Here is a 14,242-nt window from a genome sequence, read left to right on the forward strand (position 1 = left end):
TACCATACCATTACCATAATAGATCTAAACGGTTGTGCGGATGTAACTAAGGAAGTTATAGTCATCGATGCACCTAAGCACATGACACCCAATAACGACGGGGATTTTGATACATGGCACATCGTGGGTATTGAAACCTTACCAGGAAGTATCGTTTATATTTTTGATCGTTTTGGCAAACTTATAAAACAATTGGGTTCAAGTACACCTGGTTGGGACGGTACATACAACGGTAACAAAATGCCTGCAACAGATTATTGGTACGTCGCAAAAATTCAGCAGGGTAATGAGGCTTTCGAAGTTAAAGGTCATTTTACCTTAAGACGTTAGGTTTTTGCAATCCTTTTTAACGACTTAGAACTACAATAAAAATCGACGTTTCATTTCATTTTTGTTATCTTTAAAACCAAAAAAGAAGACTAAGGACCTCTCTTTATTGCTGTTTATTTTTGTTTTACCGAATGAAAAAGAAAAGTATTTACATATTTCTCTTCTTTTTTGCGCATCTTACTTTGGTATTTGCGCAACAAATCGTTACAGATAGCTCCTTACAGCCGCAACAATTAATAAATGATCTTATTGGCGAAAGTTGTATCATAGCGACCAATGTCTCTTCAAACTTCAACGGACAAGTTAATAACATAAGTAGTTTTGGCTCTTTTGAAAGAGGGAATTCTAATTTTCCTCTTGCAAGTGGCTTGGTACTATCTACTGGAAGCGTTAACTCTACCGGAAATGCTTTCATACCTCAATCCTTAAGCGAAGGCGAAATCAATTGGAATACAGATCCAGAGATTCAGAATGTTTTAGGTATTGATCAAACACTAAATGCAACTTCTATAGAGTTCAATTTAGTTGCAGCAAATAGTTTTGTTGCATTTAAGTATTTATTTGCATCAGATGAGTATCAGCAAGATTATCCATGTAGCTTTCAGGATGTTTTCGCCATACTGATAAGACCAACCGGAAGCAATGAACCATATACAAATATTGCGCTTGTCCCGAATACAGCAATTGAGGTCAGTACAAGTTCAATACGTCCTAATATCGATGGTTTTTGTGAGGCGCAAAATGAAGCTTATTTTTTAGGGTATGATCCAATTGGTACAAATTTTAATGCAAGTACAACTGTACTAACAGCAACAACCAGTGTTATTCCTGGTGCAATGTACGACATGAAGTTTGTAATTGCTGATCATATTGATCAACGATTTGACTCGGCTGTTTTCATTGAAGCAGATAGCTTCGGCGATGCAATAGATCTTGGTCCTGACCAAGCAGTATGTGGTAATGAATTGGTATTAAATGCAGACATAAATAATAATCAGGCCATTTATGCATGGTATCGAAATGGCGTACAAATTAATGATGCCAATACTCCAACACTTCAAGTCACAGAAAGTGGTATATATGATGTTGAAATCACCTTACCTATTGCTGGGGGAACCTGTACATTGGAAGATGCAATTGAAATTGATGTCTTAGGTTTTGAAAGCGCAGCTCCCATACCAGATATGACAGTTTGTGATCCAGCACCAAGTGATGGTATTTATGATTTTGATTTTACACTTAGAAATGACGACATTTTTGACAATCTACTATCTGAAGATTATATTATTTCATATTACACGTCATTAGAAGATGCAGAAACAAATAACAATGGAATTGATGGAATTTACCAAAATACCGAGGATTTTGAAACTATTTATTTTAGGATTGAAAGTTTGGATGATAGCTGTCTACAAATCGGTTCGTTTGATGTTATAATAAAGCCTGCTCCAAATACAAGAATTATAGATCCTATTATCGTTTGCGAAGAGCTATATATTCCATCTATTTCTAGTGTTGATTTTGAGTTTTATGATTTCTGGGTGGCAGACTTTGAGTTTAATAGAACCGTAACCTTTCATTATACCGAAGAAGAGGCAGAACTAGGTGAAAATGCTATTCCTTCACCTTATCCATATCCAGAACAAACTGAAACGCTTTATGCGAGGGTTGTAGACGATTTTAACGGATGTCATTCTGTTGTCCCTTTCACCATGGAGTTTAATGAGAGTCCTTTTGTTGGCCAAGACAGATTTATAATTAATAAGTGTACGCCCATTGACGAGTTCTATGAAGATGCAGAGGAAATCTATAATCTAAATGAAGCAGTTGAACAAATAACGGAATGGATACCAGAACCAAGGGTTAACTATTTCCCTTCCGTTGAAGATGCCTTATCCCAAACCAATGCATTTTTATTTGTTGGCGATCCAATTTTAACATTAACCACGAATCAGCTCACAATATATATGACTATAGCAGAACAAGGTGGCTATTGTACTTCTATTGTTCCTCTTGAACTGCACAAAAATGTTACTAGAAATGTTATTGGTCCAAACACAATTGTGAATCGATGCGATGATCCTTCAAATGATGGTGTTTTTGATTTTGATTTAAATGTGGTAACCGAAGAGTTAATTGGTGGTTACGCCGACCTTACTCTCATATTCTATGAGACAGCAGAAGACCAACAAAATGGCACCAATCCTTTAGATATTAATACCCCATTTACAATAAACACAAATAACACTGAACTCTTTTTAAAAGTTAAGTATAAAAATGAATGTGAAGATTTAGCTTCAGTAACATTAAGAGTCAACGACGTACCAACATTAGAACCCCAAACTGCCGATGCCTGTGGTAGTTTTAATCCTAATGATGGCACAACTACCGTGAACTTACGGTATTATAGAGATATTATGTCTCAAAACACACCCTCACCATCTGTAAAGTTCTACGAAACATATGAAAATGCGGATAATGATGAAAACGAGATCACAGAGACGTATGACATATTAGGTAATTCACAACAGTTTTTTGCTCGAGTCTCCAATAGTTTAACAGGATGCTATTCAATAACAACTCTCGATATAAATGTGGTAGAAAGTCTAGATTTTCAGTCTCCAGAACCATTAATTTTCTGTGACGATGATCAGGATGGATTTACAACTATAAACTTATTTAATGTTCTACCAACTATTTCAACAGAATTGGACGATTTCACAACTCAATTTTACACCTCTTTTGGTGACGCTTTTGGAGATAGAAATCCAATCACTAACCCAAGTAATTATGCTTCTGAAACGGAGACAATTTTTGTAAGGCTTGAACGTGCAGAATTAAACTGTTTTGCCATAGTTGATTTCGAAGTCAGAGTATTTAACAATCCTCAAAATGTTGAAATTCAAGACTTTATTGAATGTCAAATAGATCTTAATGAAGTTTCGGGTTTCGTTTTCCAAGAAAAAGATGACTCTATTATCAACGGACAGGAAGATATGCAAGTTTCATATTATGAGAATGAGACTGATGCAATTAATAGCATAAATCCTATAGACAAAACACTGCCCTACCAAAACACTTCAAACCCTCAAACCATTTTTGTTAGGGTAGAAAATGAGAATCAGAACAGTTGCGTCGCCATTTCCCCAATGCAAATTGAAATAAGGCAAGCTCCTGTTTATAATAGCCCAACAAATATACCTGTTTGTGGCACAAATGGAAGTGGACCGTATCAAATAGATTTGAATGAGAAAGTTGATGAAATTTCCTTAGGCAGTCCTCTTGAATTAAATATTAGTTTTCATACAACTGAACTCAACGCTAATTTGGGTACAAATCCAGTTAACCTCAATTACACGAGTACCAGTAATCCCGAGAAACTATATGCTAGAATAGTAAATAATGCATCAGGTTGCTATAGCATTGAAACATTTAATATTAATATTCTTGATTTGCCCAATGTTAATTTTAATCAATCCCTGACTAAATGTGGCAACTATTTTGAATCAAATTTACCATGGGATTTGACTGAAATTGAACTCGATATTTTAGACGGCCGACAGTACAATGTTGATTTTACATATTATCATTCAGAAGCAGATGCAGAAAATGAAATCAATCCTATTACAGATCCGGAAAATTACACTAGTAATGGGCTAAACGAAACCATCTATACTAAAGTCAGAAATGTCTCAACGAGTTGTTTCATTATTGTTCCTTTCAATTTAAACATTAATTTACCACCAGCCATTAATGAAATTGAATCCTATACAGCTTGTGAAACTGAATCAAACAACATTGATTTAGGTAATATAAACAGTCATTTAGTTGATATAAATTTTAATGTAGTGATTAGTTATCACAGTAATCAAGAAGATGCAGACAACAATGAAAATGCTTTAAATTACGATTTCAACTATAATAATAATTCAGAACTGCTTTTCGCAAGAGTAGCATTTAGCACGACAAAATGTTATACGGTTCATCCATTTACCTTAAACATTGTACCTAATCCTGTTGCGTTTCAGCCCAATAATATTGAAGAATGTGATGATGACAACGATGGGTTACTTACAGTTGATTTAAACCAACAAACAGCATCTATTTTAAATGGCCAAAATCCAAATGAATTTGAAGTAACTTACTTCATAACTGAAGTTGACGCTATTGAAAACACAAACCATCTAGAAGTCCAATACACTGCCACAAACAATGAAATTATTTATGCGCGCGTTGAACATATAGAAACTAGATGCTTTGCTATTACCAGTTTTGAAATAATCATAAACGTTTTGCCCTTTGCTTCAATTCAAGACCAGGTATTATGTTTAAACAATTTACCACTTCTTGTTTCAGCCGAAACTAATAATCCAGGTGACACTTACCAATGGTCTACTAATGAAAACTCCTCTGTGATTGAAATTACTGAAATAGGAACCTACTCTGTTACTATAACTAATACCTATGGATGTTCTAAAACGAGTACGTTTAACGTAACAGAATCTGAATCTGCTATTATTGAATTTGTTGAAACCATTGACTTTTCTGATCCAAACAATATAACGGTTACCATCAACGGTATTGGCGACTATCTTTATATCTTGAATGATGGGCCACCACAATTTTCAAATACATTCAACAACGTTCCTATCGGTTACAACACAATTACGGTCATAGATCAAAATGGATGCGATAGAACAACTAGAGAAGTTTTGGTCATAGACACACCAAAACACTTAACACCTAATAACGATGGTGATTTTGATACTTGGCATATCACTGGTGCGGAAACTTTACCCGGTACAATAGTTAGGATTTTTAACCGATATGGTAAGCTTCTTAAAGAACTGAATCATAATTCATTAGGCTGGGATGGCACCTTTAATGGCACAGCACAACCAGCTGGTGATTACTGGTACATCGCAGATGTAATTCAGAATGGAGAATCCTTCCAAATAAAAGGACATTTTGCACTTAGAAGATAATTGATTTAGACTCTTCTTTATCGTAACTTTGCTTCATGCGATTTAAAATTGAATCAAACTTTAAACCCACCGGAGATCAGCCGGAAGCCATTGATCAATTAGCAAAAGGTATTCTTCAAAATGAGAAATATCAAACACTTTTAGGTGTAACTGGTTCTGGTAAAACGTTCACCGTTGCTAATGTAATTGAAGAAGTTCAGCGACCTACTTTAGTGCTAGCGCACAATAAAACATTGGCAGCTCAATTGTACTCGGAATTTAAGCAGTTCTTTCCAAATAATGCTGTAGAGTATTTTGTTTCGTACTACGATTATTATCAACCTGAAGCTTACATACCGGTTTCTGGTGTTTATATTGAAAAAGATCTATCAATAAATGAAGAAATAGAAAAAATGAGGTTAAGCACCACCTCTTCCCTACTTTCTGGCCGCAGAGATGTTCTGGTAGTAGCTTCTGTTTCTTGTCTATACGGTATTGGTAATCCTGTTGAGTTTCAAAAAAACGTAATCACTTTAGAAAGAGATCAGGTAATATCACGTACCAAGCTCCTTCATCAGTTGGTCCAGAGTTTGTATTCTAGAACCGAAGCTGATTTTAAAAATGGAAACTTTAGGATAAAAGGTGATACGGTAGATGTTTTTCCGGGCTATGCCAATAATGCTTTTAGAATACACTTTTTTGGTGATGAGATTGAGGAAATTGAAGCTTTTGATGTCCTAACCAATGAAGTTATAGAACGCTATGATAGACTAAATATTTACCCTGCAAATATGTTTGTAACCTCACCAGATGTACTTCAGAACGCAATTATTGAGATTCAGGATGATTTGGTAAAACAACATGATTACTTCAAGGACATAGGTAAACATTTGGAAGCAAAGCGTCTTAAGGAGCGCACCGAATTTGATCTTGAGATGATACGTGAGCTGGGTTATTGTTCTGGTATCGAGAATTACTCGCGGTATTTAGATGGAAGAGCCCCTGGTACCAGACCATTTTGTTTGTTGGATTATTTCCCAGATGATTATTTAATGGTAGTAGACGAGAGTCATGTTACCATTTCTCAGGTTCATGCCATGTATGGCGGTGATCGCAGTCGTAAGGAAAATCTAGTTGAGTATGGCTTTAGATTACCTGCTGCAATGGACAATAGACCTTTAAAATTTGAAGAATTTGAAGCGCTTCAGAATCAAGTAATTTATGTCAGTGCAACACCTGCAGACTACGAAATGCAAAAAACAGGTGGTATATACGTAGAACAGGTTATAAGACCAACTGGACTTCTCGATCCTAAAATTGAGGTTAGGCCAAGTTTAAACCAAATAGATGATCTAATTGAAGAAATTCAGGAGCGGGTTGAAAAAGATGAACGGACATTAGTAACAACCCTTACAAAACGTATGGCTGAAGAGTTGGTAAAATACCTAACGAGAATATCTATTCGCTGTCGCTATATACACAGTGATGTCGATACTCTAGAACGAGTTGAGATAATGCAAGATCTCCGTAAAGGAATCTTCGACGTTTTGGTAGGTGTAAACCTGCTAAGAGAAGGACTAGACTTACCTGAAGTATCACTAGTAGCAATATTGGATGCGGATAAAGAGGGGTTTTTACGGTCTAATCGTTCACTTACGCAAACTGTTGGTAGAGCTGCCCGTAACTTAAATGGTATGGCCATTATGTATGCAGATACCGTTACTCAAAGTATGCAAAAAACCATTGATGAAACCAATTATCGTAGAGAGAAACAAATCGCTTACAATACAGCAAATAACATTACTCCTAAAGCGTTAAACAAGAGTTTGGATAGTGCTCTAGCAAAGAACTCAGTAAGTACTTACAGAACAGAGTTAGAAGCGAAATTAGCTGCAGAACCTGAGAGCGAATATCTATCTAAAAGTCAGCTTGAAAAGAAAATCCGCGAAAAACGAAAGCAAATGGAACAAGCCGCCAAAGCCTTAGACTTTATGGAAGCTGCTCGTTTCAGGGACGAAATAACCGCCTACCAAGAAAAACTTGAAAAATTAAAAGTGAAGTAGTTAATTGTACTGCACTTTAAAAATGTCGATAAGAAAATCTGGAGGTACAATTTTATCCGGAAAACTGTCCATTAGATCAAGTACTCTATTTATAGATTCGTGACTTAATCCCATCCGTAAGCCAAAATTGTGAATTTTAACCAATTGTTTCTCTGACACTTTATGGTCTAAATTCATTAATAAAATGAGCCTATGGAATTGTACTATTCGTTCACTATGTGATTTTAAGTGAACGTATGTCACTGGATGCTGGAACAAGTATTCAAAATCTTCTTTAGAAATATCTAGTTGCTTGGCTATACTAAATAAGAAATTATATTCAATGGTCTTAATATTATTATCTATTTGAGCGAAGGCGATCATCTCCGATAGAAGGCTCAATTTTTCAGCACGGTTTATCATTTTTGAGGGAATTTTGTCTTATGTAAAGTTAAAGAGGTACGATAATCTATTGTCGTTGATAAAATGTATCTTGTCGAAAATTTGTGTGTAATTGGTCGTGTTTTTAGCACGTTCATCATTTGAAATCCCAACAATAGCATGCCTTACAAGCGTTTTTTATTTTATTTTTTTCTATTGTTATCAACTAAATTTTATTCGCAAAGCACTGCTTCTAAACAAGTTACAACTTTTGTTATTGAAGCGCCTCAACTAAAGACCGAAAAGAAAATCTGGGTTTGTTTACCAAAGAATTATAAAAATTCTAAAAACCGCTATCCAGTGATTTATATGCACGATGGACAGAATTTATTTGATAACGAAACATCCTATGTTGGCGAATGGAAAATTGACGAATACTTGGATAGTTTAGAAACTTCCGAGAGTATTATTGTAGGTATAGCACACGGGAATGAAAAACGCATAGATGAATTAACGCCATTTAAGCATGAAGAATATGGAGGTGGTCTTGGTGATAGGTATCTGGAATTTATCGTAAACACATTGAAGCCACTTATTGATTTAAAGTACAGAACGCTCGGTGATGTAAATAATACAACTCTATTTGGGTCATCCCTTGGAGGCTTAATTTCGTTTTATGGTGCTATAGAATATCCTGAAACCTTTGGTAATGCAATTGTCTTCTCGCCTGCATTTTGGATTAATCCAGAAGTATATGACTTAGTCAAATCAGCCACTATACCTATAGGCAGTAGATTTTACTTTCTGGTTGGCACCGCAGAAGGCGAATCAATGGTACCCAACCAAAATAAAATGGTATCTCTGTTACTAGATAAGGGTATAGATAGCAATAATATTTCAAACAACATCATAGAAAATGGAGAACATAACGAACAGTTTTGGTCCGAACACTTTCCCAAAGCTTATCAGTGGCTCCTTTCCAATGGCGATAAAAACTAATATTAATTATGACCAACAACGATATTTTCAAAAAACTTAGAGTAGCACATCAATTGCGTGACGATGACATTGTAAAAATATTAGCCTTAGTTGATTTTAGGATTTCAAAAAGTGAGCTAAATGCCTTTTTCAGACGTGAAGATCATCCAAAATATATGGAATGTGGTGACCAGATTCTTCGAAATTTCCTAAACGGATTAATCATTTATTTAAGAGGTCCAATGCCAAAAAATCCAAAGAAGAAACCTTAATATTATCTCAAACTGTTTGGAACGTCATTCATTTAAACACCTATCAAAATGACAAACAGTGAGATAGAATTAAGTTTGTGGCAATAAAAAAGCGCCTTAAATAGGCGCTTAATTATTTTACTAAAGCTGATTCTAGTAATCCGTTTGAATAAGTTTTACTGGTACCCTAAAAGCCCTGTTAAAACCAATGGCCTCCTTAGATAACTTCTTATAGTTTAATCGGTACTTAATGTAATTCTCAACAGACTCATTATCTGTTTCTACATTTAATACTACCATCTCGTTGTTTTCATTAATTACTAAATCGACAATGGCATTAACCTCAGAAGTTAACTGTAAATCGGGATTTTTCAATAAATCTCCAACTGTCTCGGTTACTGTTTTTGGTTCAGCATTTTTGATCGGATTTTCACTTGCTGAAAGTGAAACGCTAAACGTAACTGCTACGGCTAGCACAAACATCTTTAATGTTTTCATAATTATTCGCTTTTATAAGATTGATACTGAATAGACTTTTGTTACCCTGAATAGTTACACTTATTAACATTGTTTAACGATGATTTGCAGAAATTTAACATTGAGCAAAAAAAAGCACCTTTAAAAAAGGTGCTTTTTTTTCTTTTTATATGAATGACTAAGACAATACCTGCTGCACTTTATCCGCAGCCTCTTGAAATTCGGTTGCACTTAAAACGTCTAATCCAGAATTATCAATTAGGTCTTTAGCAATGTCAGCATTTGTTCCTTGTAATCTTACAATAATTGGAACATTAATATTACCCATATTTTTATATGCGTCAATCACACCTTGTGCTACTCTGTCACATCGTACAATTCCACCAAAAATATTTATCAAAATAGCTTTTACATTAGGGTCTTTTAAAATAATATTGAAGGCTGCTTCTACTCTTGCCGCGTCGGCCGTACCACCAACATCTAAAAAGTTTGCTGGTTCGCCTCCTGCCTGTTTAATTAAATCCATTGTTGCCATTGCCAGACCAGCACCATTTACCATACAACCAACATTTCCATCTAAATCAACGTAGTTAAGACCTAAGGCTCCTGCCTCCACCTCGATAGGATTTTCTTCTCTTAAGTCTCGTAATTGTGCTAAATCTCTGTGTCTATAAAGTGCATTGTCATCTAATGTAACTTTTGAATCTACTGCCAATATTTTATCGTCACTTGTTTTTAATACAGGATTAATCTCAAATAAGGAAGCATCAGACTTTACATAGGCCGTATATAATGCTGTAACAAACTTGGTCATCTCTTTAAAAGCAGTACCAGAGAGGCCTAAATTAAATGCAACACGACGTGCTTGAAAGGGAAGAATACCTAAAACAGGATCAATTTCTTCAGTAAATATTAAGTGTGGTGTTTCTTCTGCCACTTGCTCAATATCCATACCACCTTCAGTAGAATACATTATCATATTTCTACCTGTGCTTCGGTTTAGTAATACCGAAATGTAATATTCTTCGGGTTCGTTATCGCCAGGATAGTACACATCCTCAGCAATTAAAACTTGATGTACTTTTTTACCTTCGGCAGAGGTTTGAGGTGTTACAAGATTCATCCCTATAATGTTACCAGCAAGTTCTTCCACTTCTTGGAGGTTTTTCGCCAATTTCACACCACCGCCTTTTCCACGACCACCAGCATGGACCTGTGCTTTGATAACATGCCATGATGTACCTGTTTCTGCAGTTAATTGTTTGGCTGCTTCTACTGCTCCCTTGGCGCTTTGTGCCACAATACCTCTTTGTATGCGTACTCCAAAACTACTAAGTAATTCTTTACCTTGATATTCGTGTAAATTCATTTGTTTTGCGATATTATTTTTGGTGGCACAAAAATAATGATAGTCAAACGTTTCTCAAATTAAAATCGATTTTGTTTGCCAATGATTATAAACATAAATCTATGATTGCCATAGAATAAGATGTTAATTATTTAACTTTTTGTTTAAAAATTGATATTTATTCAGAGAATTATGCTTTTGAGGCGTCAAAAAAATATCTTTGAATAAAATTTACTGAAATGTCTGAACATCTTCTAAACATTGCCCAGGACTATGGTAGCCCAGTATATGTCTATGATACATCAACTATAATTAAGCAGTATAATCGATTGACTGATGCCTTTAGCAGTGTAAACAAACTAAAATTGAATTATGCTGTCAAGGCATTATCTAATATTTCGATTTTAAAACTATTCAATTCTTTAGGATCTGGATTAGATACAGTATCAATTCAAGAAGTTCAGCTGGGTCTAAAAGCGGGTTTTGACCCTGAAGACATCATTTATACACCAAACGGAGTGTCTTTAGAAGAAATAGAAACTGTTGCCCAACTCGGTGTCCAAATAAATATAGACAATCTTTCAATTTTAGAACAATTTGGAACAAAGCATCAAGATATACCGGTTTGTATTCGTATTAATCCGCATGTAATGGCCGGTGGTAACACTAACATTTCGGTTGGCCACATAGACAGTAAATTTGGTATTTCTATTCATCAGATACCATTGTTATTGCGGATTGTAGAAAATACGCAAATGAACATTAACGGTATACACATGCATACAGGAAGCGACATTTTGGATATTGATGTGTTTTTGTATGCTAGTGAAATACTATTTGAAACGGCTAAGCATTTCAAGGATTTAGAATTTGTAGATTTTGGTTCAGGATTCAAAGTGCCCTATAAGGCAGGTGATATTGAAACGAATATCGAAGAATTAGGTAAAAAATTATCTAACCGTTTTAATGCATTTTGCAAGGATTATGGTAAAGAACTTACACTTGCTTTTGAACCTGGCAAATTCCTGGTAAGCGAGGCTGGTGTCTTTTTAGCTAAAGTCAATGTTGTAAAACAAACTACCTCTACGGTTTTTGCTCAAATTGATTCTGGTTTTAATCATTTAATCAGACCAATGCTCTACGGCTCTCAACACGAAATTATTAATATCTCAAATCCAACCGGAAGAGAACGTTTTTATTCGGTAGTTGGTTACATCTGCGAAACGGATACGTTTGCAAATAACAGACGTATAAATGAGATAAAAGAAGGCGATATATTATGTTTTAAAAATGCTGGCGCCTACTGTTTCACTATGGCAAGCAATTATAATTCGCGCTATAGACCGGCTGAGGTCCTTATACATAATGGTGAAGCTAAACTCATTAGAAAACGAGAAACCTTCGACGACATTTTGCAAAATCAAATAGAGATAACTCTATAAACTTATAACAATTGAAAGCTATTTAATTTTTTATCGGATTTTTCACACTTAATCCGAAAATATCACTATCTTACATCCTATATTTCCTTATAAATAAACTACCTAGCAAGTATAATCGCATAAACTGCTCCCTAGCTACATGTGACTGATCTCTGATAATTCCTATAGTTTCTATTGGATAGTCTATGTTTTGGTTGGCTATTAATTAATCAACTAAATCATTCACATTATGAGAAAATTAAGTATTCTATTACTTGCTGTTCCATTCTTTCTTATGGGACAAAATGACAATTCATCTGTAATTAACAATGTAACACACATTAAGGTGAAAATGGGCCACGATGCCCAATTTATGGAAGGCGTTAAAATGTACAAAAAGTGCTATGCCGAAAACGGAGGCGAAGGCACATGGAACTTTTGGAACCGTGTACAAGGCGCTAACTCTGTTTATGCTGTAACCGATACGATGGAAAACTGGGCCGAAATGGATGAAGGTCCAGATGAAGCAGGCAGTAAATGTAGATATCTGTTTTCTGATTTTATACTCCCACACATGGAAAAAATGGACTACATGATTACCAAAAGTATGCCTGAGATAAGCAACGATTCCACAGAACCATCTGCAAATGTCTGGGTAACTTATTTCAGAGTTAGCAATTCCAGCGACTTTATGGATGTTGTTAAGGCTGTATCTGGAGCAGTGAAAAAAGCTGAAGGTGACGAACGCGCTTATTGGTATGGTGCACAAGGAGGAGGTGAACAAGATGCAGATTACCTTGTCGCCTGGCCCTTTGAAAATTATGCCGAATTAGATAAGGATATGGACGGTGTTTGGACTGTTTACGAGAAGGCAAATGGCAAAAAGAAGACAGATGAAATGCGTGCTAAATTTGATAAATCCATAGATGGAAGATGGTCTTATATTTATAGTAAAAATATGGATATGTCTAAGACAGAATAAGAATAAATCTTATCACTACTAATAACCTATAATAAAATGAAAACTATTAAATCAATCTTGTTTTGTGCCTTGGCCTTAGGTTCAATCCAACTTAATGTAATGGGCCAACAGATGTATCATGTACACGAAGATATTGTTAAACCAGGGATGACAGCAGAGTATGAAGCTGTTCTATCCGAGGTTGGCGCTTTATTAGAATCTAACCCCATTGAAGATACCAATATGATGGTGTTTCAATCGAGCAGCAACCATTACTTTTGGATATCGCCAATAGCATCAATGGCAGATTTGGACAAACCTTCTCCAGTGGCAAAGCTTGCTAAAAAAGCTGGCGAAGATAAAGTATGGCCTTTATTTACTAGGATGGATAAATGTTATGATGTTGAACGCAACTACATTATCACCTTGGATGCCGAGTTATCGTATATGCCAAATGGCTTAACATTAACACCTGAAGGCGAGGATTATAGAGAGCATTATAAGCTATATGTAACACCCAGCAATAGAGCTGTGGTAAAAGAAAAGTTAGAAAAGATAAAAGCAATGTTTACTAAAAATAATTCTAAAATGCACTACAGGGTCTATAAAAGTGGTTTTGGAACCGAATCGGAATACTATCTTGTTTCCGTTGCTGCAAAAGATGAAATGCATATGGCAGAAAAAGGCAAAGCCCATGAAGATCTTATGGGAGAAGATGGTAAAAACATGATGTTTGAAATGTTTCAAACCATTCTGAGCATCGAAGAAATGGAAGGCTATATGAGACCAGACCTTGCATATACATCCAATTGATAAAACTCTGCAAAGTTTTGCAATATATTTAACGGAATGGTATAACCGCATTAGCAATTCAAAATTGATTTAAACTTCGTTAGTTTTAGTGTTGAAGTTATAAAATCAAGTTTAGTATATGGTGTTAATTAAGCTATCAACTTAAACCGTTAAATGGGAAGCGTTACAATTTAGTAACGCTTTTTTTATTACTATAGATTTAGAATGCCTTGAAGAGTTAACTCGACTTTTATTTAAAATAAAAAATACGAAAGTGGTAGATGGTTATTTGTAACT

Annotated in this window: 11 protein-coding genes; 8 read left to right on the forward strand and 3 right to left on the reverse strand. The window is 35.2% G+C overall.

What is annotated here, in order from left to right; translation table 11 throughout:
* From LBU54_RS13855 to uvrB, 3 genes are all read left to right on the forward strand, one after another.
* A partial coding sequence (locus tag LBU54_RS13855; RefSeq protein ID WP_224531179.1) for a T9SS type B sorting domain-containing protein occupies positions 1 to 330 on the forward strand: 330 nt, incomplete at its 5' end.
* A gap of 131 nt (positions 331 to 461) precedes the next feature.
* A complete protein-coding gene (locus LBU54_RS13860; protein ID WP_224531181.1) occupies positions 462 to 5,315 on the forward strand; it encodes a T9SS type B sorting domain-containing protein in 4,854 nt (1,617 codons plus the stop codon).
* A 35-nt stretch (positions 5,316 to 5,350) separates the two neighbouring features.
* Positions 5,351 to 7,357 carry an excinuclease ABC subunit UvrB gene (uvrB, locus tag LBU54_RS13865; protein ID WP_224531184.1) on the forward strand — a complete coding sequence of 669 codons (2,007 nt, stop codon included), beginning with the start codon at positions 5,351 to 5,353 and terminating at the stop codon, positions 7,355 to 7,357.
* Here the strand turns inward: uvrB and LBU54_RS13870 are convergent, their stop codons facing one another.
* Complete coding sequence (locus tag LBU54_RS13870; RefSeq protein WP_224531187.1) at positions 7,358 to 7,759, reverse strand: TerB family tellurite resistance protein; 402 nt, start codon at positions 7,757 to 7,759, stop codon at positions 7,358 to 7,360.
* A 174-nt stretch (positions 7,760 to 7,933) separates the two neighbouring features.
* Here LBU54_RS13870 and LBU54_RS13875 point away from each other — a divergent pair, with 174 nt between their 5' ends.
* Together LBU54_RS13875 and LBU54_RS13880 are read left to right on the forward strand one after the other, a co-directional pair.
* The gene (locus LBU54_RS13875; protein WP_224531191.1) at positions 7,934 to 8,716 is read left to right on the forward strand and encodes an alpha/beta hydrolase; all 783 of its coding nucleotides are present in this window, start codon (positions 7,934 to 7,936) and stop codon (positions 8,714 to 8,716) included.
* An 8-nt stretch (positions 8,717 to 8,724) separates the two neighbouring features.
* Entirely contained in the window at positions 8,725 to 8,967 is a 243-nt protein-coding gene (locus tag LBU54_RS13880; RefSeq protein WP_224531194.1) for a DUF1456 family protein, read from the forward strand.
* Between the two features lie 132 nt (positions 8,968 to 9,099).
* On the opposite strand, the gene LBU54_RS13885 is transcribed toward LBU54_RS13880, so the two are convergent.
* The gene (locus LBU54_RS13885; protein WP_224531199.1) at positions 9,100 to 9,444 is read right to left on the reverse strand and encodes a hypothetical protein; all 345 of its coding nucleotides are present in this window, start codon (positions 9,442 to 9,444) and stop codon (positions 9,100 to 9,102) included.
* Between the two features lie 157 nt (positions 9,445 to 9,601).
* Positions 9,602 to 10,792, reverse strand: coding sequence for an ADP-forming succinate--CoA ligase subunit beta (gene sucC, locus LBU54_RS13890; protein WP_224531201.1), 1,191 nt, complete (start codon positions 10,790 to 10,792; stop codon positions 9,602 to 9,604).
* A gap of 218 nt (positions 10,793 to 11,010) precedes the next feature.
* On the opposite strand from sucC, the gene lysA reads away from it, so the two are divergent.
* From lysA to LBU54_RS13905, 3 genes are all read left to right on the forward strand, one after another.
* On the forward strand, positions 11,011 to 12,213 hold the full coding sequence (gene lysA, locus LBU54_RS13895) for a diaminopimelate decarboxylase (protein ID WP_224531206.1): 1,203 nt from the start codon (positions 11,011 to 11,013) through the stop codon (positions 12,211 to 12,213).
* A 229-nt stretch (positions 12,214 to 12,442) separates the two neighbouring features.
* Positions 12,443 to 13,174 carry a hypothetical protein gene (locus LBU54_RS13900; protein ID WP_224531208.1) on the forward strand — a complete coding sequence of 244 codons (732 nt, stop codon included), beginning with the start codon at positions 12,443 to 12,445 and terminating at the stop codon, positions 13,172 to 13,174.
* 36 nt (positions 13,175 to 13,210) lie between these two features.
* Positions 13,211 to 13,966, forward strand: coding sequence for a hypothetical protein (locus LBU54_RS13905; RefSeq protein ID WP_224531211.1), 756 nt, complete (start codon positions 13,211 to 13,213; stop codon positions 13,964 to 13,966).
* Positions 13,967 to 14,242 lie beyond the last annotated feature (276 nt).

Origin of the sequence: Winogradskyella alexanderae (assembly GCF_020166335.1) — a bacterium.
Classification (GTDB): Bacteria; Bacteroidota; Bacteroidia; order Flavobacteriales; family Flavobacteriaceae; genus Winogradskyella; species Winogradskyella alexanderae.

Bases quoted from the DNA above. Each gene is read 5' to 3' on its own strand.
- LBU54_RS13880 (WP_224531194.1), top strand. From the start codon at position 8,725: ATGACCAACAACGATATTTTCAAAAAACTTAGAGTAGCACATCAATTG.
- LBU54_RS13860 (WP_224531181.1), top strand. From the start codon at position 462: ATGAAAAAGAAAAGTATTTACATATTTCTCTTCTTTTTTGCGCATCTT.
- LBU54_RS13885 (WP_224531199.1), bottom strand. From the start codon at position 9,444: ATGAAAACATTAAAGATGTTTGTGCTAGCCGTAGCAGTTACGTTTAGC.
- LBU54_RS13870 (WP_224531187.1), bottom strand. From the start codon at position 7,759: ATGATAAACCGTGCTGAAAAATTGAGCCTTCTATCGGAGATGATCGCC.
- LBU54_RS13900 (WP_224531208.1), top strand. From the start codon at position 12,443: ATGAGAAAATTAAGTATTCTATTACTTGCTGTTCCATTCTTTCTTATG.
- lysA (WP_224531206.1), top strand. From the start codon at position 11,011: ATGTCTGAACATCTTCTAAACATTGCCCAGGACTATGGTAGCCCAGTA.
- LBU54_RS13905 (WP_224531211.1), top strand. From the start codon at position 13,211: ATGAAAACTATTAAATCAATCTTGTTTTGTGCCTTGGCCTTAGGTTCA.
- uvrB (WP_224531184.1), top strand. From the start codon at position 5,351: ATGCGATTTAAAATTGAATCAAACTTTAAACCCACCGGAGATCAGCCG.
- sucC (WP_224531201.1), bottom strand. From the start codon at position 10,792: ATGAATTTACACGAATATCAAGGTAAAGAATTACTTAGTAGTTTTGGA.